The organism is Micromonospora sp. NPDC049529 (genome assembly GCF_055586685.1).
The window spans coordinates 349,921-375,484 of sequence record NZ_JBVJHT010000009.1 but is presented as its reverse complement, the minus strand read 5'-3'; the positions used below and the strand labels follow the sequence as shown (position 1 = coordinate 375,484).

The window sequence follows — 25,564 nt, the reverse complement described above, 5'->3', positions numbered from 1 at the left end:
ACGCTCAGGTACGGATCCTCGCGAGCAGTTCGCTGGCGAGCTGCTGGAGTTCGTACTGGATGGTGGCATTCGCGTTGGGTACGAGCACCGCCGGGATGCCGCTTTCGCCGGCCGGGCCGAACAGGGTCTTGTTCTCGCGCACCATCTGGTTGAACACGGGCAGTTCGAGGCTGTCGATCAGCGCGAGGAAGTTCCGCGAGGCCACGATCGGACCGTTGTTACCGTACTGGATCATATTGAAGACCACACCGAGGAAGTTGGGGCTGATCTGCGCGGCTCCGTCGAACGCCACCCGGTTGAAGTCGCGGACCAGCTCGGACACCTTCCTGCGCAGGTAGTCGATGCCGAGGGTGGAAAGCCAGTCCGCCTTCGCCGGGATGAGGATGTGGTCGCTGGCCACGATGCCGGTCCGGGTCACCATCGTGAAGTTCGGCGCACAGTCGAGCAGGACGAGGTCGTACTCCTGGAACTTCGGGTCCCGCAGCGCGTCGGACAGGGCGCGGTGCAGTTCCAGGAACCTGGGACTGCCGTGCTGGAACCGGGACCCGCCGAGCAGGGAGGCGAAGTCGAGGTCGACGTCGACGAGGTCGAGGTGCGAGGCGACCAGGTCGAGCCGACCGGTGCCGTACTGCGCGATCACGGCGTTGACCTGCGGCGGAGTGAGAATGTACTGCCACAGCGGCCGGGTCGGCGTGGTCTCCAGCACCGAGCCGAACCATTGCAGGATGGTGTGTTCGTCGGCGAGGTCGCGTTCCCAGTCGCCCGGCTTGTAGAAGGAGAAGGTCAGGCTCGCCTGCGGATCGAGGTCGATCAGCAGCACCTTCTGCCCACGGGCGGCCAGCTCGGCGCCGAGGTTCGCGGTCAGCGTGGTCTTGCCGACGCCGCCCTTGTAGTTGATGACCGACACCACGGTCACTGTGGACACCGTCGCGCCGATTTCGCGGGTGTACGCATGCGAGGCAGCATGCCATGTGCGGGCCCGTCCGACCGTCCCGGTCCGCATTGACGCATTGAGGACCCGTGGTTACGGTGTGCTACGCACTGTCGGCGTCACAGGGGAGACAGACTGAGAGGGCGGTCATGACCAGCTCGCTTCCGGACGACCTCGGCCAACACCCCCTCGCGCGCGCGGTCCTCGCCAAACTGGCCGCGACCCACGGGCAGAACGAGCCGCTGGGCGCGCTGGCGCGCACGGTGCTGAACGGGGAGGCCACCCTGCGCAACGCGGTCGCCCACTCGTGGCACGGCCAAGCTCTCGGCGCGGCGATGACCGACGCCATCGACGCGCAGCGGCGCCTGTCGCCGCAGGAACGCGAGAACATCGAGCGTACGGCGCAGCAGCTCAGGGACACGGACGCGGCGGAATCAGACGTTGAGGCGGCCGCTCGCGAGCACGACGGTAGGGACCGGGACGGAAGGTGAGTGCCTGGACCCGTTGGCGTATCGCCGTTCCGCTCGCAGGGCTCACCGGGCTGTCGCTCGCCGCCGCACTGACCGGAACCATGGTCTGGTGGTCCCTCAGTGACCCCGGCGACCGCGCCCTCAGCGTCGCCATCTCCGTCGTCCTGGCCGTCGGCTTCGCCGCCAGTATCTCCGTCGGTCTCGCCCGGACCGAGGACGTTCCGTGGCTACGCATCGGCGCCGCTGTGCTCACTTTCCTGGTGTCGTGCGCTCTGTCCGCGTTCCTCTGAACCTGCCCCGGACCGGGTGGCAACTGGCAGCGGCACTAACGCAGTTCTCTCGTACATCGTCTTTGCTGTACGTATGCAAAAGATGCTGTACGAAGAAATTGTTTGTGTCGCCCCTGAGCCGGTTGGGCCGACTCCTGCTGGTCAGGCGGTGGCGGCGAGCAGTTCCTCGACCGCGGTGGGCACGGTCTCGTCCTGGTTGCTGAGGATGACGAGGCGGCGGTCGGAGTCGGGCAGCCAGGCGACGAACGCCTTGAAGCCGGCGTTGTCGCCGGAGTGCTGGAACCACCGCTCGCCGGCCGCCGAGCCGACGAAAAGGCCGTAGCCGTAGCCCGGCGACCAGGATGGGAGCCCGGTCAGCGCGTGTTCGGTGAACATCAGCCGCAGCGACTCCGGACCGAGCAGCCGACCGGCGGGTAGCGCGCCGAGCCACAACCGCAGGTCGGCCGCCGTGGACCAGATGTCGCCCGCACCCATCCCCACCGAGTCCAGCTCGAACGACGGCACAACACGCCCACCGCCGTGACCGAGCGCCAGGTCGAGGCGGTCGCCGGGGGCACCGGCGAACGTCGCGTCCATACCGAGCGGGGTGAAGATCTCGCCGGTCAGGAAGTCGCGGTACGGCCGGTCGGCGGCCCGCTGCACGACGTGGGCCAGCAACACGTAACCGGGACTGCTGTAGCGCCAACCGCTGCCGGGCTCGAACAGCGGCGCGGCGCGTTGGAAGGTGGCTATCAGGTCGTCCGGCGCCAGCCAGGCGGTCAGGTCGATCGTCGGGTAGTCCGACCAGTGCCCGAGGCCCGACGTGTGCGTCAGCAACTGGTGCAGGGTGATCGGCTGCCAGGACTGCGGGCAACCGCCGATCCAGCGGTCGATCCGGTCGTCCAGCGCCAGCGCGCCCCGCTCGGCGAGCAGGAGCACTGCCGCCGCGGTGAACTGCTTGCTGACCGAGGCGATCTGGTAGCGGGTCCGCCGCGAGTTCGGCGTACCGGTCGTCGTGTCGGCGAGACCGCTGCTGGTCTCGGCGAGCACGGTGTCACCCCGGGTGACCAGGACCGAACCCCGTACGGGTGTCATCGGGCGGCACCGGGACGGGGCCGGGGGGTGAGGCGCTGCCGGATGTCGTCCTTCAGCTGCTCCGACACCCCGTCGGCGGTGAGCAGGCGGGGAAGCTGGTCGGGCTCCAGCATCCAGGCGCGGAAGCCCTCGGCGATGGTCACCCCGCGCGCCGGGCGGTCGACCACGCGTACGTCGTCACCGGCGCGGACCTCGCCCGGCTCGACCACCCGCAGGTACGCGCCCGGCCGCCCCTGCCGGGTGAACCGCCGCACCCAGTGCGGCTCGGCCATCTTCACCTGGAAGGTGGCGCACGGGATCCGGCCGAACGTCGTCTCCAGCAGCAGGTCGGTGCCGATCCGCCAGCGTTCGCCGATGTACGCGCCGTTGACGTCCAACCCGGTCGTGGTCAGGTTCTCACCGAAGATGCCGCCGGGCAGCGGGCGCCCCAGTTCGGTTTCCCACCAGTCGTAGTCCTCGCGGGCGTAGGCGTACACCGCCTGGTCGTCGCCGCCGTGGTTGGCGATGTCGAAGATCTGGTCACCGACCAGGCCGCTGTGCAGCCCGGTGGTCTTCGGGCCGGGGGCCCGGACCAGCACCGGGCGGTCGACGGGCTGCTTGTTGATGCCGGTGACGCCGACCGACTTGGCGCTGTTCGGCTCGGGCACGGCCAGGTTCACCGAGAGAACCATCCCCATACGTCCCGAGACTACCCGCAGGGCCGCCCCCGGTAAGGGGCGTCGCGGCGGCACCGGTTCAATGGGCGCATGGTTGTGCGAATCGACGTGGACGCGGTACGCGGAGCGGTGGACCCGGCGGTCTACCGCGAAGCCGAGGAACTGCTCGCCGGGGGTCGGTTGGGCCGGATCGTCGAGGTGGGCGGCGGGGTCATCGGGGCCGTACACGGGGCGGACGCGACGGCGTACGAGGTGTGGGTCGGCGTGGTCGACGGCACCTTCACCGGCGAGTGCGAGTGCGCCGCCTCGGTGGCCGAGCCGGAGGAACTGTGCGCGCACGCGGTCACGTTGACGCTCGCCGCGATCGGGGACGGGTTCCACTGGTCGTCGTCGGCGACCGCCCCGTCGACTGTGGAGATCGATCCGGAGATCCGCCGGCTGGCCGAGGTCGCGGCGACCCTTCCGGTCCGTCGGCTGGCCATGCTGGTCGCCGAGCACGCGGTCACCGACCGCCGGCTGGAGACCCGACTGCTGACGTACGCCGGGCAGCTCGGCGCACCGACGGACGCGGAACTGGCCGACGTCCGGGAGACCGTCGACGGCCTCACCGGCACCGACCAGGCGGATCCGTACGACCTGGCCAAGGCCGGTCAGCTGCTGGTCGAGGAGTTGGAGGTGCTCGCCCAGCGGCCCGCCACCGAGGCGACGCTGCTGCTGGTCGAACACGCCGCCCGGCGCTTCGACGGCTGCGCGGCCCGGCTCGTCGACGTGGTGGAGGAGGGCGACGTCGAGGAGATCGGGGCGGGGCTGCGCGCGGTGCACGTCCGGCTCTGCCTGGAGCTGCGGCCCGACCCGGACGCGTTGATCGACCGGCTGGTCGAGATCGTCGACGCGGCGGAAACCACGTCGTGTCTCGACCAGCCGACCGACTACCTGCCGGTGCTCGGCCCGGACGGCGTCGCCGCGCTGACCGACTGATCCGCGCCGTCGATCAGTTGACGACGTACAGCAGCGGGCTGGCCGGTACGCCGGTGGTGGCGTTCGCGACCAGGTAGTTGCGGACCTGGGCCGGTGTCCAGAGCGGGTTGACCGACAGCACCAGGGCCGCCGCGCCGGCGACGTGCGGGGAGGCCATCGAGGTGCCGCTGATGGTGTTCGTCGCGGTGTTGCTGGTGTGCCAGGTGGACGTGATGTTGGTGCCCGGTGCGTACAGGTCCAGGCAGGGACCGGGGTTGGAGTAGACCGCCTTGGCGTCGGTGATCGTGCTGGCGCCGACGGTGATCGCCGCCGGGACCCGGGCCGGTGAGTTGTTGCAGGAGTTGCCGGTGTTGTTGCCGGCGGCGACCGAGTAGCTGACACCGGACGTGATCGAGGTGGACACCGCGCTGTCCAGCGCCGCGCTGACCGGGCCGCCGAGGCTCATGTTCGCCACCGCCGGCTTGATCGCGTTCGCGGTCACCCAGTTGACGCCGGCGACCACCCCGGCGTACGTGCCGGAGCCGTTGCAGTCGAGCACCCGTACGGCGACCAGGTGGACGTCCTTGGCCACCCCGTGCAGTTGGCCGCCGAGGGTGCCGGCGACGTGGGTGCCGTGTCCGTTGCAGTCGTCGGCCGTACCGCCGTCGACCGCGTCGTAACCGCTGGTCGCCTGGCCGTTGAAGTCGGTGTGGGTGAACCGGATGCCGGTGTCGATCACGTACGCCCGGACGTTCGGGGCGGTGTTCGGGTAGGTGTACGACTGGTCGAGCGGAAGCGGGTGCTGGTCGATCCGGTCCAGCCCCCACGACGGCGGGTTGGGCTGGGTCGCCGCCGTTGTCACCCGCTGGTCCTGTTCCACCCAGGCGACGTCCGGGTGGGCCGCCAACCGTCGGGCGGCGTCGTGGCTCATCCGGGTCGCGAAGCCGTTCAGGGCGGCCTGGTACAGGTGGGTCACGGTGCCGCCGTACCGGGAGGTCAGCTCGGTGGCCTTGGCCGGCACCCCGGCGGCGGCGCGGGCCGAGCCGGCGACACCCCCGGCCGCGCCGTCGCGCAGCCCCACCAGGTAACTGCCGGCGACGGCGGTCGGGCTTGCCGCGTACCGGATCTGGCCGGTCGGCGGTGCGGCGTCCGCCGCCGGTACGGCGCCCGCCGGCCCGGCGGCGGCGACCGCGCCGGTCACCAGTGCGGTCAGTGTGGCGAGCGCCAGCCGTCGGGCGTACCGCAGGTCGGGCAGAGTCATCTTCCGCTCCCGTCTGAACCGTCGATCGTGGCGATAATTGAGGCCAGTCTATGTATTGGTATGTTGCCGGCCAACCCTTCGGGTGACGGAAGTCGATTTACCGTCGATGGTGCTCCACCTTTCCGGTGATTCGCTCCACTGGTAGTTGAAACGTCGTGTTCGAGCGGCTTGCCGGGGCCGCGACACGGATCGACGTCCTTAAAGGAGGGTTAACTCATCGGCCGCACAGTGTGACCGAATGATGCCCTGTCGCCGGGCTCGCACTGTGGCAACGTCTGTGCGCGCGCTCCCGAGGTGGGGTGCCCGATATTGACGCGGAGAAGAGCATGACCACCCCGAACCACCCCGGCCAGGAACCGCCCTACCAGCCCCAGCCCCAGCCCCAGCCGCCGCACGCCGCGTACCCGTCGTATCCGCCCCAGCCCGTCTACCAGCAGGGGGCGGCGAGCTACCCGCCGCCCCCGCAGCAGCCGGGTTACCCGACCGAGGCGCCGCCGCCGGACTATGCGATCGCGCTGCCGCCCCCGCGCAAGCGTCGGCGGTGGCTGGTGCCGAGCCTGATCGGGGGCGGGCTCGTGCTCGCGCTCTGCTGCGGCGGCACGATCATCGCGGCCAGCGCCGGTGACCCGGACGAGACGAAGACGTCGGCCGACGTGCCGGCGGCGCTGCCCACGGCCGCCGGCTCGGACGCACCGGCGGCTCCGAAAGCCGCCGATCCGGCCAGGAGTGAGGCGCCGAAACCCCCGCCGGAAGGGCCGAAGAAGTACAAGGTCGGCGAGGCCGTACGGGGCGGCGATTTCGAATTCGTCGTGCACGGTGTCAAGTGCGGCATCGCGGACGTCGGCAGTTCCTACCTGAAACGGAAGGCGCAGGGCACGTTCTGCCGGGCCGACGTCTCGGTGAAGAACGTGACGAAGAAGGCGCATCTGTTCCACGCCGACGGAACCGTCAGCGCGCGGGACGCGAGTGACCGGGAATACGAGGCGGACGGCGAAGCCAACATCTACGGCAACAAGGACGGTGCCGGATTCCTGGACGAGATCAATCCGGGGAACTCGATCCGTTCCTTCGTCTACTTCGACGTACCGAAGAACACGAAGCTGACCACGATCGTCTTCGACGCCGGACTGTTCACCCTCGCCGAGGACGCCGTGGTCTCACTCTGAGGCGTATCCCTGCCAGGGGCGTCATCGGGCGGGTGCCCCGAGGAAGTGCAGCAGTCGGTCGGTGAGTTCGGCCGGCTGCTCCTCGAAGATCCAGTGCCCGGAGTTCTCGATGACGTCGCCGCTCACCGTGGTCGCGTACTGCCGAACCTGGTCGGGTACGGCGTCACCGAGACTGGCCCGGGCGCCGAGGGCGAGCACCGGCATGGTCAGCTTCGTCCTGCCGTACTCGCTGTTGTCGGCGATGTCCTGGGGCAGGGCCCGGAAGTACGCGAAGCTCGCCCGAAGGTGCGCGGCGTCCTCCAGGTGGCGGGCGTATTCGCGGACGTCCTCGGCCGAGATGCTGTCCTGCACCTCCATCGAGTCGGTGAACCGGTCCACCCACAGGTCTTCCCGACCGTCCACGATCTGCTCCGGCAGCCCGTTGGGCAGGCTGAAGAAGCCCAGATTCCAGAAACCGGGACCGTCCGGGGTGAGGGACGGGATCTGGAAGAGGCTCCCGTCCGGGATCGGTGCCTCGGTGAGGACGAGTTTGCGCACGCTGTCGCCGTGCGCGGCGGCGTACGCGTACGCGACCATGGTGCCGATGTCGTGACCGACGAGATTGATGTCGCCGTCCAGGTCGAGTTGGGCGAGAAGCCCGTGTACGTCGTCCGCGAGCGTCTTCTTGTCGTATCCGTCGGGTGGGGCGTCGCTGTCCCCGGCGCCGCGCAGATCGGGCGCGACCACCGTGTAGTGGCGGGCGAGTTCGGGCAGCACCTTCCGCCACATGTACCAGCTCTGCGGGTAGCCGTGCAGCAGTACCAGCGGGTCGCCGCTGCCGCCGCGTACGTAGTTGACGGCGACGTCACCGACCTGCGCTCGCTGTTCGGTGTAACCCTGCGGCACCCGTCCGCTGTTCATGATCGTCCTCCCCGCCGACGGACCGTCGACCGCCGCCGGCCCACCCGGAGCGGCCCCACCGGTCGAGCCGGTCTACCCGTCGTCCGGGCGGCTACACGCGCGCGACGATGCTGCTACGCGCGCGGGACGACGCCGTGGTCACGGGCCGGTCGGCCGGTTGTAGGAATAGATGGTCGTATATAGCATGGGCGGGTGTTGTCGCCGGCACGGGCACGGGTCGACCGGGTGCCGGCGGGCAACGAGCACCGGAGCCGGGTGAACGGCCGTCCGCGCGCGACACCGCGGCGGGGGCCGTGTCGTCGTCGCAGCCACGCTGCCGGCACGCCCGGTCCGACCGGCGGCGCCGGCAGCCGCTCGGAAGGATCCCACCCGTCATGAGACCCATCCCTGTACGCCGCCGCGTACCGCTGCTCACCGCACTGGTGACCGCGCTCGCCGCGAGCGTCGTCACCCTCGCCGGCCCGACCCTGACCGCGCCCGCCTCGGCGGCGGCCGGTTGTCTGGTCGACTACCGGGTCAACCAGTGGCCCGGTGGCTTCACCGCCACCGTCAAGCTCACCAACGGCGCGAGCCCGATCACCGGGTGGGCCGTGCGCTGGACCTATCCCGCCGCCGACCAGCGGATCACCAACGGCTGGAGCGCCCAGGTCGCCCAGGTCGGCGCGGTGGTCACCGCGACCAACGCCGGCTGGAACGGTAGCTTGCCGGCCGGCGGGTCCACCGAGTTCGGGGTGCAGGGCACCTTCGGTGCGAGCAACCCGGCGCCGACCGGGTTCACGCTCAACGGCGTACCGTGCAACGACGTCGGACCGACCACGGCCCCGCCGCCGACCACCCCGCCCCCGAGCACGACCCCGCCGGCGACCACCGCACCGCCGACCACGCCGCCGGTCACCACGCCGCCGGTCACCACGCCGCCGGTCACGACTCCGCCCGCGACCACCCCGCCGCCGACCGGGTGCGGCACGGCCGCGTTCTGTGACGGTTTCGAGAGCCAGACCGGCGGTACGCCGACCGGCGACTGGGCCCTCAGCTACCCCGACTGCCAGGGCAGCGGCTCGGCCACCGTCGACACCACGGTGGCGCACCAGGGCACCAGGTCGGTACGGGTCAACGGCGCCGCCGGCTACTGCAACCACGTCTTCGTCCGGGCCACCCGCGACCTCACCGGCCTCGGCCAGGTGCGCCACGGCCGGTTCTGGGTACGGCACACCACCGCGTTGCCGACCCAGCACGTGACGTTCCTGGCCATGCGTGACGCCAACGACGGCAACCGGGACCTGCGGGTCGGTGGCCAGAACGGGGCGTTGCAGTGGAACCGGGCGTCGGACGACGCGACCCTGCCGGAGCAGAGCCCGGCCGGGGTGGCGCTCAGCGTGCCGCTGCCCACCAACCGGTGGACCTGCGTGGAGTTCGTCGTCGACGGCGCCCAGGGCCGGTTGCAGACCTGGGTGGACGGCACGGCGGTCGCCGGGCTGACCGTCGACGGCATCCCGACGCACGACATCGACGGGCAGTGGCTCAACCGGGCGAACTGGCGGCCGAACCTGACCGACCTGCGGCTGGGCTGGGAGAGCTACGGCGAGGGAGCGGACACGCTCTGGTTCGACGACGTGGCGCTCGGGTCGACCCGGATCGGCTGCTGACCCCCTAGCCGACCGGTGCCGTACGGGCCGGGCCGGGATTTTTGCCGGTCCGGCCCGTACGGCAGGGTTCGAACCCCGCTCACCGGGCCGGTCCGGCCCGTACGGCAGGGTTCGAACCCCGCTCACCGGGGATGCGGCAGCAGTCGCCCGACCGGGGGCGGCGCCGAGCCCCGAGGAGCGGAGATGACCGGAGCGACGCTCGACTACTTCGAGCCCGAGGGCGGGGCGGTGCTCACCACCCTGCTGATCGTCCGGGACGTCGACCGGTCCCGGGAGTTCTACGAGCGGGTGCTGGGCGCCACCTGCGTACGGGAGCGGCAGCCGTGCATCCTGCGGTTCCGCAACAGCTACATCGTGATCAACACCGAGGGCGGTCCGACCGACGACAAGCCGACCGTGCAGGCCCGCGCCCCGCAGGGCTCCGACATGCTCAGTTGCGCGATGAACATCAGGGTCACCGACGTACGCGCGACCTACGACGAGTGGCGCTCGCGCGGCGGCGAGTTCCTCACCGAGCCCAAGGACCACGGGGTCGAGATCCGCTGCTACCTACGCGACCCCGACGGCTACCTGATCGAGCTCGGCCAGGCAACCGGCATCCTGGAACTGGTCGGCCGCGCCGCCCGCTGAACTCCCGCACCGACCCACATCGGTCCCTCTTTCAGAGAAAGAGTGGTTATCCGGGCCGCGATAACCACTCTTTCCGTGAAAGAGGCGGCTCTGGGCGGGGCGGGTTAGGCGGGGGTGCAGGGGTGGGTGTCGATGGTGCAGGCGGTGGGGGCGGCGCCTAGGCCGACGCCGTCGACGCGGAAGCGGAAGGTGACCGACCCGGCGGGCGGTGCCGCCGGGGTGTCGGCGGTCGGCACGAAGGTCCAGACGGTGCCGGCCTGGGTGGCCTGCGCGCCGGTGACCTCCCGGACGGTCATCGCCGGTCGGGGCAGGGTGACCGCCACCGTCCAGTTCGACACCGGGGTCGGATTCGGGTTGTCGACGGTCACGGTCACCCGGTAGCCGACCAGGGTCGCGTCGCCGACCGTGTACGTCGCGGTGAGCGGGACGGCCGGGGGCGCGACCGGCGGCGGTGATCCGGCCACCGGTCCCGACGTCGATCCGGACTCCGCGCCGGTGGGATTCTCCGGGCGGGCCGGCAGCCCGGCGGGCGGAACGGCCTGCGGGTCCGCCGGACCGGTCCGGACCGCGTTCGGGCTCGCCGCGCTGCCCGGGGTGCCGGGACCGGCGCTGCTGCCCGTCCCGACCTCGGGCGGAGGTGCCACCGCGAGCGGACCGTCGCGGTCCGGCGTACGCAGGACGAGCACGATGAGCAGGACGAGCGCGGAGAGCACCGCCGCCGCGCCGGCGACCACACCGACCCCGGCCGGCCAGCCCCCGACGGTCGCCCCGCCGGCCGGAACGCGCCGGCCGAACCCGGAGGCGAGGGCCGCCCGGACCGCCGCCCCCGCCCCGAGTACGGCGTCGAGCACCGCCACCGCACGGGTCCGGGGCGGCGAACCGGTCCGCCCCGGCGGCAGCGGCAGTGGTGGTGGTAGCGGTGGTGCCGGTGGTGGGACGCTCCCCGTTGGACGGTCCGGCGGGTCGAGCCGTAGGTCGCCGGTGGGCTCGTCCGGATTCACGACCGGTACTCCTTTGTGATGATCAAGTTTGCTGGTCACTCCGTCGCCGAGGGCGGCGGTGCCGGTTCGAGGTAGACCGGCAGGTGGTGGTGTGCCTGCCCGGCGAAGAGCGCCACCTCGTACGCGACGTCGCCGACCTCCACGTCACCGTCGAACCGTACGGTGAGCACGGCTCCGCCGCGAGTCGTGGCGACGAACAGGTACGCCTCCCGCATCTGCACGATGATCTGACGTACGGTGCCGGCGCCGGTCTGTCGCCCGGTCGCCACGGCGAGCGCGTGCAGCCCGGCCGTCACGCTCGCGACCTGGTCGGCCAGCTCGGCGTCGACCTGCCCAGAGGCGGCGAGTGGCAGTCCGTCGGGGGATAGCACCATCGCCAGGTCCGCTCCGGCGACCCGGTTGACGAGGTCGTCCAGGAGTCGGGTCAGGTTGTCGGTCGCGACCATCGGGGAAACCACTCGTCGTTGTCCTCTCGCTGCCGGTCAGCCGGCATCAGTGTTGACTGTCATCCATACGTGGGGCCGAAACGACACGCGGGCGACCGGTCACGACGCCGGTCGTTTCGGCCAGGTCGGGGTCGCCGATCCGTTGCCGCCCCGGACGTCGGCCAGCACCCGGAGCCGGTTGAGCAGTTCACCACGGTTGGCGCAGTTGAGCCGTTGGCGCATCCGGGCCACATGGTGCTCGACCGTCTTGGCCGAGATGAAGAGCCGGTCGCCGATCTGCTTGTAGGTCAGGCCGGTCAGGACCAGGTCGGCCACCTCCTGCTCCCGGTCGCTGAGCCGGCTCTCGGTGGGCGCGGCGACGGCGTCGGCGACCGGCGCGTTGGCGGCGCTGCCCGGATGGGTGCTGCCCTTCTGACCGGCCGGGCGGCCCTGCAACATCCGGGCACAGTCGAGCAGTGCGGTCATCGCGCGCCGGTCCGCGGTCCGGATCGCGGCCTGGCCGGCGAGTCGTGCACCGTCCCAGCCCAGCCCGGCGTCGTGCAGCCCACGCGCGGCCGCCTCCACCCGGACGGGATCGACGGTCCCACGCAGCACCTCCACCCAGCTCTCGGCAGCGGCGGCCATCACGGCAGAGTACCGGCTGTGACCGACGTTCGCGGCGAGGGCCGCGACGTGTTCGTCGGCCGCGGCGGGAAGTTCGGCGATGATCGCCGCGTGCAGCCCGCTCCAGCGCAGCGGCGTCGCCCAGAGCGCCGGTGCGCCGAGCCGGTCGAGCAACGCGTACGCCTCGCGGAGATGGGGTTCGAGCCGGTTGAGTTCACCGAGCCGGGCCGCCGCGATGGTGATCTCGCCCAGCGGGAGGAAGCTGAACAGGTCGACCGGGTGCCGCACCAGCGCCTCCCGGGCCTGGCCCCAGGCACGTTGCACCGCCGGCAGGTCGCTGTCGCGGCGGGCGATGCCCATCTCCAGGGCGCTGGCGAAGAGCTGGTCGCGGGATTCGAGCGGACTGTTGACCGCGTGCAGCGCCTGCGCCGCCAACGCGGTACGGCCACGCACCATCAGGATCCACGCCTGGAGGAGCCGGTGCCGCCGCGACATCAGTGCGCCGCCGAGATTGGCGGCGATGGCCCGGTCGAGGACCCGTTCGCCGATCTCCAGTTCGCCGCAGTGCAGTGCCACCAGGGCGGCGAGCGCCGCCGGGCTGTCCGGCAGCAGGACCGTACGGCCGGCCGGTTCGAGCAGGGCGGCGGCCTGGACGAGGGTGGACAGCGCCGCGGTCGGCGGGGCGGTGAGCGTTTCCCGTACGCCCCGGACGGTCAGCAGGGCGGCACTGGTGAGCAGCGTCGGCGGGCCGTCGGTCGACGGCTGCGGGGCGGGTGCGTCCGGCTCGGCGGGGTGTCCGGTGCCGATGGTGGCGATCGCCGCGTACGCCGCCGACGAGGGCGCGTTGGACCAGCGGTACAGCTCGGCGCCCCGGCTGAGCTGCCCCCGGTGGGTCAGCGCGGTGGCGGCGACGGTGGCACCGTCGCGCCGGTCGTCGGCGTCGGCCGCCCCGACCAGCCGGTCGGCCAGCCGCAACGCGGTGTCGAGGTCCCCGGCGAGTGCCGCCGCGTACGCCTGCCGGGCGGTGGTCGGCCGGCCGGCCGCGGCGGCGGCGGCGAACAGGTCGGCGGCCAGCGACGGCTGGTCGGCCAGTGCCTCCTCGGCGGCGGCCTCGATGGTCTGGCCGGCGTACTCGCCGCCGACGCCGGGGGTGAGCAGGGACCGGACCAGTGGCAGCACCGGCGCGCCGCGTCCGCGTTGCAGCTCGGCGAGGCGTTGCCAGACGGCGATTCGCTGGCTGGCCGGGCTGAGTGAGGTGACCGCGTGTTCGACGATCGGGGGCAGCCGGTCGTCCGGGCCGAGCAGGCCACTGGCGCGGGCTTCGGCGAGGGTTTCGTCGACCTCGTCGGGGTTCTGTTCGAGCAGGGCGCCGAGCAGGTCGACCGGGAGCGGTACCCCGGCGGCGACGGCGAGCAGCAGGCGCCGGACCGGCCAGGTGAGGTCGGCGACCTCGGTGCCGAACGGCAGCAGCGCTGCCGCCGGCACCCGGTGCCCGCTGCCCGTGTCCGCCCCGGCCTCCGGTGGCCGGGTCGGCGGATGGGCCGCCGGGTTCGCCGGCCCGACCTCCGGGCGCAGCGCCGCCGCCAGCCGGTGCACGAACCGGGGTACGCCGCCCGTCTGCGCCTGTACGAAGCCGACCAGGCCCGGTTCGGGCCGGTGGCCGTACGTGGCGGTGAGCCGGGCGGCGGTCTGCTGCGTGGTGAACGGGGCGAGCAGCAGTGGCGGCCGGTCGCGGGTGAGGTGTTCGGCGAGTTCGACCAGGGCCGTCGGCCGGGGCCAGGGCCGGTACGCGACCACCAACCGGACCGGGCCGGTGTCGAGCCGGTGCCGCAGTTCGCGCAGCCGGACGTCGTCGAGCAGGTGCGCGTCGTCGACCAGCAGGACGGCGCCCGGTTCGGGGGTGGCGTCGGTTGCCGGGAGCGCGTCGAGCACCGGGTGCCCGGCCCGCCGGTAGATCGCGGCCAACTCGTGCAGCAGCGCGCTCTTGCCGTGGCCGCCGGGGGCGGTGACGGCGACGGCCAGCGGGGCGTGCGGATCCGCGTCGACCGTGTCGAGCAGCGCCGTGGCTGGTCCGTCCAGCACGAGCTCGGTTCGGGTGGCGGTGTGCGGACTCAACGGTGTCCTCTCGTGGCACTGCGATTCGTGGCGCCGCGATCCGGGCGCTGGTCGATCGGGTCACGACCGGTGCCGGACGACTCGCGTCCGGCACCGCGCAGACCCTTGCCCCGGGGCTTCGGCAGGTTCAGCGGGGTGATCCGGATCGGCGGGCGGGGCGGTGGTTCGGGTTCGGGTTCCGGCCGGCCCAGGTCGCGGAGGGGTTGCCGGCCCCGGAGCGGTTCGGGTTGGGTCCACTGTGGTTCGTGGTGGCTGGGGCCCGGTGCGGTCCGGGTGGGTGCCGGATCGGCCGGGTGCGGTTCGGTCGGGCGTGGGTCGGTCGCGCGCGCCTCGGGTCGGGGCGTCGGCAGCACGATCTGGCCGGCGGCCACCGCCGCTCCGGCCGCCGCGTCGGTGTCCGGGTCGGTCCCGACCGCGACCAGGCCGGGGAACCGGGCCGACGCCAGCTCGGCGACCAGCGGCGTCCGGGCCCAACCGCCGACCAGCAGTACGCCGTCGAGCCGGTCGGACGGCAGCCCGCTGCCCCGGACGGTGTCGGCCAGGGTGTCGACGGCGACCCGTACGGCGGGACGGACCAGTTCGGTGAACTCGGCGCGGGTGACCGGCACCCGGATCGGCCCGTGCGGCAGGTGCAGGCGTACGTCGGTCTCGGTGGTGGCGGCGAGCCGGTCCCGGGCGCGGGCGCATTCGTCGCCGAGTCCGAGGAGGGCGACGCGTACCTGCGGTTCGTCGAGCCGGCGGGCGCCGAGTTGCCGGCCGAGTTCGGCCCGGACGTGTTCGCGCAGCGCCTCGTCGAGGTCGAGTTCCCCGCCGCCGTACGGTTCGCCCTCACCGGTCGAGTCGAGGACGCCGAAGCCGCCGGTCCCGCCCCGGCCGACGACGCTGGCGGTGCAGCCGTCCGGGCGCAGCGCGAGCACGGCGAGCGTCCGTCCGGTGAAGCCGGCGGCGACGTGGCTCTCGGCGGCGGTGACCGCCTCGGAGAGCAGGGTGACGTTGGTCAGCCCGATCTCCCAGAGCGCCGACTGCACCAGGCTCCGCCGGTGGCCGCCCCAGCCGGCCGGGTGGGCGAGCACGACCTGTTCGGGGTGCCCGCCCTCGTGGGCCGCCACCTGTTCGATCACCCGCCCGGTCAGTACGGCGGTGAGCGCCGGTGCGGACCAGGGTTCGCCGCCGACGAGCAACCCGACCGGGTCGCCGACGCGGGCGACGAAGTCCCGGGCGACCCGACCGGGGTCGTAGGGGGTGCCGGTGCGGGTCGGGTCACCGGGGGTGAGGGCGCCGTTCGGGGCCAGGTGCAGCACCGGGGCGATGGTGGGGGAGTGGGGGTCGAGCCAGCTCACCTCGGGCTGGGTCCAGGAGTTGTCCCGGAGCCGGGAGATGGCGGCGGTGACGTGGGGTCCACCGATGTCGATCCCGAGGACGTACGCCATTGCACCCGATTCCTTCAGCGATTCTGACTCATCCTTTCGTACCAGAGATCCCTCCACCAACGGGACCCTAACTCTGACGGGACGGACCCCCTAAGCCCCTAACGGTGACGGCGGTTCCGGCCCTAGTCGGGCGGCCCACAGGACGGGGATCCGTCCCCGATGTCCGGTACGTCACCCGCGCCCTACTGTCGGTGTCAGTTCTGGCGCCCCCGTCGCCGGTACGCCCCGGCCCCGTTCACCCGACCGGCCCCCGTTCACCCGAGGAGATTCGTCCACCATGGACTCCACCCAGAACCTGCACGACTTCGTACTCAACCTGCTCACCGACGTCGACGCCCGGTCGGCGTTCGAGCTCGACCCCGAGGCCACCCTGGCCGACGCCGGGCTGGGCGACCTCACCCCGGCCGACGTGCAGGACGTGATCCCGTTCGTGGTGGACACCGTGCCGTTGCAGGGCATCACCGCCCTCGCCCCGGTCGGTGACCTCGGCGGCCTCGCCGGCCTCGACGGCGGCGCGCTCGGCGTGGTGGGGCAGTTGCACGCGGTGGCGGACCAGATCACCTCGGCCGGCTTCGGCAACAGCGTCGACGTCAACGCCGGCATGCTGGGCGCGATCACGGTCGACCCGACCGGCCTCGGTGCCGCCGCCGCGGTCATCCCCGGCATCGGCGCGGCGGTCAGCCCGGCGGGCGTGGCCACCGACCTGTCCGGCGTGAACGACGTGGCGAACACCCTCGACCTGGGCGTGGTCAGCACCTCCGGGGTGACCGGCGTGGTCGACACCACGCAGAGCGTGGTCAACGACCCGACCGGGGCCGTGCTCGACGGCACCGCCACCGACGGCCTGCTCGGCACCGCCGACTTCGCGGTGAACACGGTGACCGGCCTGACCCAGGTCACCGGCCTGACCGACTCGCTCGACATCGGTGGCCTGACCGGCGGCCTCACCGACGGTCTCACCGGTGGCCTGAACGGCGTCCCGGTGGTCGGCGACGTGGTCGACACCCACGGCGTGCTCGGCGGTGTGACCTCGACCGTCGGCGGCACCCTCGACAGCACCGGCCTCACCGGCGACCTGGGCCTCGGCGCGCACGCGAACGCCGACGCCGACGCCCACGGCGCCACCGGCGGACTGCTCGGTATCACCGACGGTCTGCTCTGATCGGCTGCGCCGCGGCCCGGGGGTGGGCGCGGCGCGGCGACCGGCCGGAGTCCGGGCCCCGCTGCGGTGGGTCCGGCCTCCGGCCCCTCCCGGTCGCGGGCGGTCGCACCTCTCACTGGGTGTGGCCGCCCGCGATACCGGGGGTCGACCCTCCCGGTAATCGCGTCCGGTCCCCTTGATAATCGCGTCGAAATCAGCACACTTGGTGCGTGATGACGCGGATTTGGCTTGACGTACTCGACGAGACGAGCCGGCTCTGCGCGGCGCACGGTCGCAGCGACCTGGTCGACTCGGTACGCCGCAAACGGGTGCAGCTGCTGGATCCGGGGCTGCGGGTGCTGGTGGTCGGCGAACCCAAGCAGGGCAAGAGCCAGTTGGTCAACGCCCTGATCAACGCGCCGGTCTGTCCGGTGGGTGACGGCCGGACCACTGTGGTCCCGACAGTGGTCCGGCACGCCCCGGAGCCGACCGCCGCCCTGGTCCGGGCCGCCGCCCCGACGCCCGGCCGGCCGGCGGTCGAGACGGCCGCCCCGACGCAACGGCTGCCGCTGCCGATCGAGCAGGCGGCCGCCCGGATCAGCGGCACGGTCGTCGCCGGCTCCGAGGCCGCCGGCAGCACACACGTCGAGATCGGGGTGCCGCGCGGGCTGCTCGCCGGTGGGCTCACCCTGGTCGACACCCCCGGCGCCGATGGGCCGGACCAGGCCCGGACGACCAACGCGTACGCGGCGCTGGCCCGTCCGGACGCGGTCCTGCTGGTCACCGACGCGACCAGGGAACTCTCCGTCGCCGAGCTGAACCTGCTGCTGCACCTGGCCCAGTCGCACCCGAACGTGATCGTGGTGCAGACGAAGATCGACATGGTGCCGGACTGGCGCGTGGTGGCCGACCGCAACCGGCAGCACCTGGCCAGCGCCGGGGTGCCGGCGGCGCTGATCCCGGTCTCCGCCGCGTTGCGCCTGGCGGCGGCGAAGACCGACGACAAGGTGGTCAACGCCGAGTCCCGGTTCCCCGACCTGATCGGCCGGCTCCTGCGCGACCAGGGCAGCAAGTCCGAGGTGCTGGCCCGGTCGGCGGTCGCGCTGCTCAGCCGGACCACTATCGAGCAGCTCGCCGCGCCGCTGCGGGCCGAGCTGACCTCGGCCACCTCCGGCGACAACTCGGCCGCGATGAACCGGCTCCGGGCCGCCCAGCGGGAGGTGGACGAGCTGCGCCGGTGCACCACCCGGTGGCAGAACACGCTCAACGACGAGATGGCCGACCTGCTCTCCGACATCGAGTACGACCTGCGCGACCGGACCCGCAAGATCCTGCGCCAGGTGGACGAGGCGTTCGAGACGGCCGACCCGCAGACCGGGTGGGAACCGTTCCAGGAGTGGCTGGAGGAGAACCTGGTCGAGGCGGCCGAGGCGAACTTCGTCTGGCTGGCCCAGCGCTGCGACTGGATCGCCGGCCGGGTCGCCGCCCAGTTCACCCGGTACGGCCACGACGCGCTGCCGGACTGGTCGGTGCAGGTCCCGGCCGACATCGCCGACCGGTTGCCGGTGCTGGAACAGCCGCCGATCGAGCGGTTCACCCCGACCCAGAAGGTGGTGACCGCCCTGCGCGGCTCGTACGGCGGGGTGTTGATGTTCGGGCTGGCGACCAGCCTGGCCGGCATGCCGCTGATCAACTTCGTGTCGCTCGGCGCCGGTGCGCTGTTCGGCGGCAAGAGCATCGTGGACGAGAGCAAGTCGCTGCTCAAGCGGCGGCAGGCGGCCGTCCGGGTGGCCGCCGCGCGGCACGTCGACGACTTCTTCCTACGCCTGAACAAGGACTGCCGGGACACCGCCCGGCGGGTGCAGCGGATGCTGCGCGACCACTTCGCCGCGTTGACCGAGGACCTCCAGGAGGCGATCGTCGCGTCGCTGCGTACGGCGAAGCAGTCCGCCGACGCCGACGCCGCCGTACGCGACCAGCGGCACCGCCAGATCGAGCAGGAGATGCGCCGGCTCGCCGCCCTGTACGAGCAGGTCCAGCAGTTGGCGTCCGGGCGGCCCACGGCCGGCTCCGCCCCGCTGGGCAGCCCCCGGTGACCGGCGTCGCCCGGCTGGACGAGTCGGTCCCGGCGCTGCTGACCGAGGCGCTGACGCTCTACTGGGACAACCCGCCGGCCACCGAACGGCTGCGGCACTACCTCGACCGGTTCGCCGAGCCGCTGCGGATCGCCGTCGCCGGGCCGTGGCGGGCCGGCAAGTCGACGCTGCTCAACGCGATCCTCGGCGAGGAGGTGGCGCCGGTCGAACCGGCCGACGGTGGACCGCTGCACACCTGGTACGAGGACGGCCCGGAGCCGGGGGCGACGGCGTACTCGGCGGAGGGGTCGGCGTGGGAACTGCCGGTGATCCGGTCCACCGGGGCGCTCCGGGTGGAGCTGGGCGGCTGGCGGTCGACACAGGTCAGCGAGGTGGTGGTGCGCTGGCCGACCCGGGTGCTGCGGCACACCACCCTGGTCGAGATGCCGCCGGTGGCGCCGACCGCCGAGGACGGGGACACCCCGACCGCGATGAAGATCATCCGGGATGCGGACGCTGTGCTCTACCTGACCCGCGACGCCCGTGAGACCGATCTGCGGTTCCTGCGGGCGCTGCGCGAGGGCACCGTCGGCCGGTCCGCCCCGGTGAACGTCCTGCTGGTGCTCGCCCGCGCGGACGAGCTCGGCGGCGGCCGGGTCGACGCACTGGTCACCGCGAAGCAACTCGCCCGGCGGCAGTACCAGGAGCCGGGGGTGCGCCCGCTCTGCATGGGCGTGGTGCCGGTCGCCGGGCTGGTCGGGCTGGCCGGGCGGGTGCTCGGCGAGGCCGAGTACGCCGACCTCGCCGCGCTGGCCGAACTGCCCCGCGACGAACTGACCACCGCCCTGCTCTCGGCCGACCGGTTCGTCGCGACCCGGTTCAGCGCCGGTCGGGCCACCGGTGGCGGTTCGCACGCCGCCGCCGACTACTCCGCCACCCCGGTGCCGGACGCCGCCCGGCGGCGGGTGCTGCTGGACCGGTTCGGGGTCTTCGGACTGCGCCTGGCCACCACGTTGATCCGTACCGGTGCCACCAACCGGGCCGGGCTCGCCGCCGAGTTGGTCCGCCGCAGCGGCCTGACCGAGCTGCGCGAGTCGATGGCCCGGTACTTCACCGACCGCCGGGAGGTGCTCAAGGCCCGGTCGGCGCTCGCCGCCCTGGAACGGGTCGTCCGCACCGACCCCCGACCCGGTTCGGCGGAGCTGCTGGCCCGGGTGGAGCAACTGCTCGCCTCGGCGCACGACTTCCGCGAGCTGCGCCTGCTCGCCACCCTCCGCGACCCCAAATCCAAGATCGACCGGGAGCTGTCCGCCGAGGCGCACCGGCTCGTCGGCGGCAACGGCACCAGCCTGGCCGTACGCCTGGAGCTGGACCAGGACACCGACGGCGGCCAACTGTGGGAGGCTGGCGTCGACGCGCTGTACCGCTGGCAGGCGCAGGCCGACGATCCGCTGCTCCGGCCCGACCAGCGGCGGATCGCCCGGGTGGTGCTGCGCAGCGTCGAGGGGATGCTCGCCGAACTGCGGGCGGGCTGGTCACTACACTGAGCGAACCCTGGCGCCGCCGCTGCCGCCTGCCTGCCAGGGGTCGCCCCGGACGGAGTTTTCCATGCTGACCATGCAAGATGCCCTGGCCCGCCTCACGGCGTACTGGTCGGAGCAGGGCTGCCTCACGCTCCAACCGATGAACACGGAGGTCGGTGCCGGAACGCTGAACCCGGCGACCTTCCTGCGGGTCCTCGGCCCGGAGCCGTGGCGCACCGTCTACGTCGAGCCGTCGGTCCGTCCGGACGACTCCCGGTACGGCGAGAACCCGAACCGGCTCCAGACGCACACCCAGCTCCAGGTGATCCTGAAGCCGGAACCGGGCAACGCGCAGGAGCTCTACCTGGGCAGCCTGACCGCGCTCGGCATCGACGTGGCCGCGCACGACGTCCGGTTCGTCGAGGACAACTGGACCTCCCCGGCGCTCGGCGCCTGGGGGCTGGGCTGGGAGGTCTGGCTCGACGGGCTGGAGATCACCCAGTTCACGTACTTCCAGCAGGCCGGTGGGGTGAACCTCGACCCGCCGTCGGTGGAGATCACCTACGGCATCGAGCGGATCATCATGGCGTTGCAGAACGTACGCCACTTCAAGGACATCGCGTACGCGCCCGGGGTCAGCTACGGCGAGGTCTTCGGCCAGTCCGAGTACGAGATGTCCCGCTACTACCTCGACGACGCCGACGTGACGGCCAACCGCCAACTGCTGGAGCTGTACGCCACCGAGGCCCAGCGGATGATCGACGCAGGCCTGCCGGTGCCCGCGCACACGTACGTGCTGAAGTGCTCGCACGCGTTCAACGTGCTCGACTCGCGAGGCGCGGTCTCCACCTCCGAGCGGGCCGCCGAGTTCGCCCGGATGCGCCGGATGGCCGGCGAGGTCGCCCGCCTCTGGGCGGCGAGAAGGGAAGAGCTGGGGCACCCGCTCGGCGTGGTCGAGCAGACGCCGCTGGCCTTCGCGCCCACCTCCACCCCGACCGGTGAAACCGGTGCCCGGCAGCTCGTCTTCGAGATCGGTACCGAGGAGATGCCGCCGGCCGAGGCACGTACCGCCCGTGAGCAGGTGCGCCGGGAGCTGACCGAGCGGCTGGCCGGCACCCGGCTGACCCACGGCACCATCCGGGTGCTGGCCAACCCGCGCCGGCTGGTCGCCGTCGTCGATGACGTCGCCGCCCGCGAACCCGACCACGTCCGTACGGTGAAGGGCCCCAAGGCGGCCGCGGCGTTCGGTGCCGACGGGCAGCCCACGCCCGCCCTGCTCGGCTTCGCCCGGTCGCAGAAGGTCGAGGTCGAGGCGCTGGAGCGGGTCGAGTTCAACGGTGTCGAACACCTGGCCGTGCTCCGCCCCGAGGCCGGTCGCGACGCCACCGAGGTGCTCGGTGACGTGCTGGCCAAGGTGGTGACCGCGCTGCGGTCGGCGAAGAACATGCGCTGGAACGACCCGAACCTGGCCTTCACCCGTCCGGTCCGCTGGCTGCTCGCCCTCTGGGGCGACGAGGTGGTGCCGGTGGCGGTGTCGTCGCTGGCATCGGACCGGCAGACCCGGGTGCACCGCAACGCGCCCGCGCCGACGATCCCGGTCGCCTCGGCAGAGGCCCACCTGGGCATCCTGGCCGACGCCGGCATCGTGGTCGACCCCGACGAGCGTCGCCGGCTGATCGTCGCCGGGGCCGAACGGCTCGCCGCCGAGGCCGGCGGTCGGCTCGACACCGACGCCGAACGCTCCCTGATCGACCAGATCCTCTACCTGGTGGAGCAGCCGACCCCGCTGCTCGGCCGGTTCGACCCCGACTACCTCCGGCTGCCGGAGGCGATCCTGGTCAACGTGATGCGCAAGCACCAGCGCTACCTGCCGGTGCGCGACGCCGAGGGCAAGCTGATGCCGTACTTCGTGGCGGTCGCGAACGGGGCCGTCGACGCCGACCTGGTCCGGGCCGGCAACGAGGCGGTGCTGCGCGCCCGGTACGAGGACGCCGCCTTCTTCTACCGCGCCGACCTGCGGATTCCGCTGGTCGAGATGCGGGAGAAGATCAGCCGGCTGACCTTCACCGACAAGCTCGGTTCGATGGCCGACCGCGCCGACCGGATCGCCGAACTGGCCCGCGTCCTGGGCGCCGCCCTGGATGTCGACGCGGCCGACGTGGCGACCCTGCACCGGGCCGCCGCGCTGGTGAAGTTCGACCTCGGTTCGCAACTGGTCACCGAGATGACCAGCCTGGCCGGGGTGATGGCCCGCGACTACGCGCTGCACGCCGGGGAGTCGGAGGCGGTCGCCCAGGCCGTCTACGAGGCCGAGCTGCCGCGCAGCGCCGGTGACGCGGTGCCCCGGTCGCTGCCCGGTGCCCTGCTGTCGCTGGCCGATCGGCTGGACCTGATCGCCGGCCTGGCCGCCACGGTCGGGTTGCCGACGGGCAGCAGTGACCCGTTCGCCGTACGCCGGGCGTTCCTCGGTCTGCTGGCCGTGCACCGCGCCCACCCGGAACTCGCCGGTCTGAGCCTGACCGAGGCGCTCGCCGCGGCGGCCCGCCGGCAGCCGGTGCCGGTCGACGAGTCGGTGCTCGCCGCCGCGACCGAGTTCCTGACCCGCCGGCTGGAGCAGTTGCTCACCGAGGAGGGCCAGCCGGTCGACCGGGTGCGGGCGACCCTGCCGCACGCCGACCGGCCCGGACTGGTCGACCGCCTGCTCGGGCAGATCGACGCGCTGGTCAAGGACGAGCAGTTCCGGGCCCTGGCCGAGGCGATCCAGCGGGCCCGGCGGATCGTGCCCGCCGGCACCGCCGCCGCGTACCGGCCGGAGGCGTTGGTCGAGCCGGCCGAGCTACGCCTGCACGAAACGCTCACCGAGGTACGCGCGTCACTGGAGCCGGTCCCCGACCTGGAGCGCTTCAACGAGGTGGCCGGCCTGATCACCGGCCCGGTGAACACGTTCTTCGACGACGTGTTCGTGATGACCGACGATCTGGACCTGCGGGCGGCCCGGCTCGGCCTGCTGGCGACCGTACGCGACCTCGGCGCCGACCTGCTCGACTGGGACCACCTGCGGATGTAGCGCCCGTCCCGTACCGGCGACCGGTTTCCTTCCGTCGCCGGTACGGGCCCAAATATGGGATCGACGGGGCCGGTTCAGGCGAACATATTGCCGAACTGGACAAGATTGGCCATTGGTGAGTCGAAACCGCTGGCCAGGCGGGTGAGCGTGGCTCCCGAACCAAGGGCGCGGCGCACCTGTTCAGGGGTCCGATGGAATATCCGGGTGGAAACTTTCACTGGCGTACGTGAGGATTCCGGGTCACGTGAGTGAATGTGGCGGGACAGTTCCGTCGCGCCATATGGTCAGTTTTGCCACTCCTCCCTCCTCGACTCCCGAAAAGGTGGCTAGCTGAGTGACCATCCAAATTACCGCCGGGAATGTATTTGATTTCGCACCCGGCGAAAAAGCGCAACTGAAGGCTCAGACGGAAGCTCTCGAACAGCTCGGTTCCACTGACTTCAAAGAGCTTCCGCAGGAGCTTGTCGAGGAGTACCAGCTTCTCCGGAAGATGGGGAACTTCGCCCGGGCGAGCATTCCGGGAGCCGACACGGAGGTCGTGTTGGACGCCGGGGTGTTCGTGCCGACGGGCACCTCGGCACCGGTGCCGGTGGTGATCATGCCGGCGCCGCTCGCGCCGACGGGCTGGGAGTCGTACCCGGGCATGATCAGGAAGTTCGCCCGGCGCGGGTATCTGGCCCTGGCCTACAGCCAACGGGGTCTGGCCTACTCCTCCGGGAAGATCGACGTGGCCGGTCCCGGCGACTGGGCCGACGGTTCGGCCGTCATCGACTGGATCCTGGACAGCTACCCGCAGGCGAACCCGGACCGGATCGGGTTCGTCGGATCCTCCTACGGTGCCGGCACGAGCCTGCTGGTCGCCGCCCACGACGAGCGGGTCACGGCGGTGTGCGCCCAGAGCGCCTGGGCCGACCTGGGACGTTCGCTGTACGAGAACGAGACCCGGCACCTGAAGGCGTTCGAGGCGCTCGTCGCGTTGTTCGGGGAGGACCGGGTCTCCGAGGAGGTCGCCGAGATCTTCGCCGACTTCCGCGCCAACCGGAACATCGAGCGGCTGCTGGAGTTCAGCGCGATCCGGTCCCCGATCAGCTACCTGGAACGGCTCAACGCCAGGGACCTGCCGATCTTCCTGGGCACGTACTGGCACGAGACGATCTTCTCGGTGCCGGCGGTGGTCGAGTTCTACCAGGCGCTGACCGGGCCCAAGAGCCTGCTCGTGCAGATCGGCGACCACGGAGGGGACGAGGTGCTCGGTTTCCTCGGCGGGATCAGCCGCCCGACGGCGACCAGTTACCGGTGGCTCGACCACTACGTCGCCGACGACGCCGGGGGCGAAACTCCCGACCAGGGCGTACGCGCGGAGTACATGCACAACCTGCTCTCGCTGATCCAGAAGCCGGACTGGGAGTCGTACGTCGTACCTCGGCGACGGTTCCACCTCGCCGAACCCGGTCCCGGCGGCTCGGCCGGGGAGCTGGTGCTCGACGGGCCCCGGGCCGGCTGGAGCCGGACCTTCATCGGGGGTACGGACACGGCGGCCACCGTGGCGCCGACGCTCGTGACCACCGGCATCCAGGAGCGGCTGGGCAGCCCGGTCGTCTACGACACGACGGCGATACCGTCCGAGCACGCGGCGGTCTGGGCGTCGGCGCCGCTGACCAAGCGGCAACGGATCGTCGGCACGACCCGCCTGCGGTTCACGGTGACGCCGTCGGCCGAATCCGTGACGCTGGTGGTGCACCTGTTCGACCTGAACCCCGGCAATCGGCGCGCGCTCATCATCACCAGTGCGCCGTTCACGTTCCTGAACGACGAGGCGGGCGTGACCAGGACGGTCGACGTGGACCTTCAACCCGCGCACTATGTGATCGGAGCCGGTCACCAACTGCAACTCGTCATCGATTCGAAGGATCTCCTCTTCGGTGACGCGACGATTGACGGAAGCACGATCGAGATCTCGTCGCCGGACGGTGACGAGTCCCGTATCGACATCCCGCTCGGTGACACCGAACTGGGCTGAGTCGACCGTGGGGAGCGGGGGGGGGGGGGGGGGGGGGGGGGGGGGGGGGGGGGGGGGGGGGGGCGGCCCTTCCCCCCCCCCCCCCCCCCCCCCCCCCCCCACGCTGCTCGTACGTCGCGACCACGGCTCGGCGACGGGGGTCGGAGATCGGCTTCGAATGCG

Annotated in this window: 20 protein-coding genes; 11 read left to right on the top strand and 9 right to left on the bottom strand. The window is 72.1% G+C overall.

Features of this window, described 5'->3' with window-relative positions; genetic code table 11:
• Nucleotides 1-4: 4 nt before the first annotated feature.
• Nucleotides 5-916: a ParA family protein gene (locus ACZ6QQ_RS18165; RefSeq protein ID WP_465877534.1), complete on the bottom strand. Its 912-nt coding sequence runs from the start codon at nt 914-916 to the stop codon at nt 5-7.
• 164 nt (nt 917-1,080) lie between these two features.
• Between ACZ6QQ_RS18165 and ACZ6QQ_RS18160 the strand changes: the two genes are divergently transcribed.
• Both ACZ6QQ_RS18160 and ACZ6QQ_RS18155 read left to right on the top strand, forming a co-directional pair.
• Complete coding sequence (locus ACZ6QQ_RS18160) at nt 1,081-1,422, top strand: hypothetical protein (RefSeq protein WP_465877532.1); 342 nt, start codon at nt 1,081-1,083, stop codon at nt 1,420-1,422.
• Nucleotides 1,419-1,691 (top strand): hypothetical protein, encoded by a 273-nt coding sequence (locus ACZ6QQ_RS18155; protein WP_465877531.1) that lies wholly within the window; start codon nt 1,419-1,421, stop codon nt 1,689-1,691. The genes ACZ6QQ_RS18160 and ACZ6QQ_RS18155 overlap by 4 nt, the downstream gene beginning before the upstream one ends.
• Before the next feature lie 141 nt (nt 1,692-1,832).
• Here ACZ6QQ_RS18155 and ACZ6QQ_RS18150 read toward each other — a convergent pair whose 3' ends face one another.
• A complete protein-coding gene (locus tag ACZ6QQ_RS18150) occupies nt 1,833-2,765 on the bottom strand; it encodes a serine hydrolase domain-containing protein (RefSeq protein ID WP_465877530.1) in 933 nt (310 codons plus the stop codon).
• Nucleotides 2,762-3,442 carry an MOSC domain-containing protein gene (locus ACZ6QQ_RS18145; RefSeq protein WP_465877529.1) on the bottom strand — a complete coding sequence of 227 codons (681 nt, stop codon included), beginning with the start codon at nt 3,440-3,442 and terminating at the stop codon, nt 2,762-2,764. Before ACZ6QQ_RS18145 ends, ACZ6QQ_RS18150 begins: the two co-directional genes overlap by 4 nt.
• A 69-nt stretch (nt 3,443-3,511) precedes the next feature.
• Here ACZ6QQ_RS18145 and ACZ6QQ_RS18140 point away from each other — a divergent pair, with 69 nt between their 5' ends.
• A complete protein-coding gene (locus ACZ6QQ_RS18140) occupies nt 3,512-4,399 on the top strand; it encodes a hypothetical protein (protein WP_465877528.1) in 888 nt (295 codons plus the stop codon).
• A 13-nt stretch (nt 4,400-4,412) separates the two neighbouring features.
• Here ACZ6QQ_RS18140 and ACZ6QQ_RS18135 read toward each other — a convergent pair whose 3' ends face one another.
• Nucleotides 4,413-5,639, bottom strand: coding sequence for a S8 family peptidase (locus tag ACZ6QQ_RS18135; RefSeq protein WP_465877527.1), 1,227 nt, complete (start codon nt 5,637-5,639; stop codon nt 4,413-4,415).
• A gap of 326 nt (nt 5,640-5,965) precedes the next feature.
• Here ACZ6QQ_RS18135 and ACZ6QQ_RS18130 point away from each other — a divergent pair, with 326 nt between their 5' ends.
• Nucleotides 5,966-6,805, top strand: coding sequence for a DUF4352 domain-containing protein (locus tag ACZ6QQ_RS18130; protein ID WP_465877525.1), 840 nt, complete (start codon nt 5,966-5,968; stop codon nt 6,803-6,805).
• Nucleotides 6,806-6,826: 21 nt separating this feature from the next.
• On the opposite strand, the gene ACZ6QQ_RS18125 is transcribed toward ACZ6QQ_RS18130, so the two are convergent.
• Nucleotides 6,827-7,705 carry an alpha/beta fold hydrolase gene (locus ACZ6QQ_RS18125; protein WP_465877524.1) on the bottom strand — a complete coding sequence of 293 codons (879 nt, stop codon included), beginning with the start codon at nt 7,703-7,705 and terminating at the stop codon, nt 6,827-6,829.
• 374 nt (nt 7,706-8,079) lie between these two features.
• On the opposite strand from ACZ6QQ_RS18125, the gene ACZ6QQ_RS18120 reads away from it, so the two are divergent.
• Together ACZ6QQ_RS18120 and ACZ6QQ_RS18115 are read left to right on the top strand one after the other, a co-directional pair.
• Nucleotides 8,080-9,351: a cellulose-binding domain-containing protein gene (locus ACZ6QQ_RS18120; RefSeq protein WP_465877523.1), complete on the top strand. Its 1,272-nt coding sequence runs from the start codon at nt 8,080-8,082 to the stop codon at nt 9,349-9,351.
• Between the two features lie 183 nt (nt 9,352-9,534).
• Nucleotides 9,535-9,981 carry a VOC family protein gene (locus ACZ6QQ_RS18115; RefSeq protein ID WP_465877521.1) on the top strand — a complete coding sequence of 149 codons (447 nt, stop codon included), beginning with the start codon at nt 9,535-9,537 and terminating at the stop codon, nt 9,979-9,981.
• Between the two features lie 104 nt (nt 9,982-10,085).
• On the opposite strand, the gene ACZ6QQ_RS18110 is transcribed toward ACZ6QQ_RS18115, so the two are convergent.
• The 4 genes from ACZ6QQ_RS18110 to ACZ6QQ_RS18095 all read right to left on the bottom strand — a co-directional run bounded on the left by ACZ6QQ_RS18110 (nt 10,086) and on the right by ACZ6QQ_RS18095 (nt 15,576).
• Nucleotides 10,086-10,982, bottom strand: a complete 897-nt coding sequence (locus ACZ6QQ_RS18110) for a cellulose binding domain-containing protein (RefSeq protein WP_465877520.1) — start codon at nt 10,980-10,982, stop codon at nt 10,086-10,088.
• Between the two features lie 35 nt (nt 10,983-11,017).
• Nucleotides 11,018-11,428, bottom strand: coding sequence for a roadblock/LC7 domain-containing protein (locus tag ACZ6QQ_RS18105; RefSeq protein WP_465877519.1), 411 nt, complete (start codon nt 11,426-11,428; stop codon nt 11,018-11,020).
• 99 nt (nt 11,429-11,527) lie between these two features.
• Complete coding sequence (locus ACZ6QQ_RS18100; protein ID WP_465877517.1) at nt 11,528-14,146, bottom strand: LuxR C-terminal-related transcriptional regulator; 2,619 nt, start codon at nt 14,144-14,146, stop codon at nt 11,528-11,530.
• Complete coding sequence (locus tag ACZ6QQ_RS18095; RefSeq protein ID WP_465877516.1) at nt 14,143-15,576, bottom strand: Hsp70 family protein; 1,434 nt, start codon at nt 15,574-15,576, stop codon at nt 14,143-14,145. The genes ACZ6QQ_RS18100 and ACZ6QQ_RS18095 overlap by 4 nt, the downstream gene beginning before the upstream one ends.
• Before the next feature lie 277 nt (nt 15,577-15,853).
• Here ACZ6QQ_RS18095 and ACZ6QQ_RS18090 point away from each other — a divergent pair, with 277 nt between their 5' ends.
• From ACZ6QQ_RS18090 to ACZ6QQ_RS18070, 5 genes are all read left to right on the top strand, one after another.
• Nucleotides 15,854-16,738: an IniB N-terminal domain-containing protein gene (locus ACZ6QQ_RS18090; RefSeq protein ID WP_465877514.1), complete on the top strand. Its 885-nt coding sequence runs from the start codon at nt 15,854-15,856 to the stop codon at nt 16,736-16,738.
• Nucleotides 16,739-16,950: 212 nt separating this feature from the next.
• Nucleotides 16,951-18,813, top strand: coding sequence for a dynamin family protein (locus ACZ6QQ_RS18085; RefSeq protein ID WP_465877569.1), 1,863 nt, complete (start codon nt 16,951-16,953; stop codon nt 18,811-18,813).
• Complete coding sequence (locus ACZ6QQ_RS18080; protein WP_465877513.1) at nt 18,810-20,339, top strand: P-loop NTPase family protein; 1,530 nt, start codon at nt 18,810-18,812, stop codon at nt 20,337-20,339. The genes ACZ6QQ_RS18085 and ACZ6QQ_RS18080 overlap by 4 nt, the downstream gene beginning before the upstream one ends.
• 61 nt (nt 20,340-20,400) lie before the next feature.
• Nucleotides 20,401-23,382, top strand: a complete 2,982-nt coding sequence (locus ACZ6QQ_RS18075) for a glycine--tRNA ligase (RefSeq protein WP_465877511.1) — start codon at nt 20,401-20,403, stop codon at nt 23,380-23,382.
• Nucleotides 23,383-23,716: 334 nt separating this feature from the next.
• On the top strand, nt 23,717-25,402 hold the full coding sequence (locus ACZ6QQ_RS18070) for an alpha/beta fold hydrolase (protein WP_465877510.1): 1,686 nt from the start codon (nt 23,717-23,719) through the stop codon (nt 25,400-25,402).
• Nucleotides 25,403-25,564: the final 162 nt, after the last annotated feature.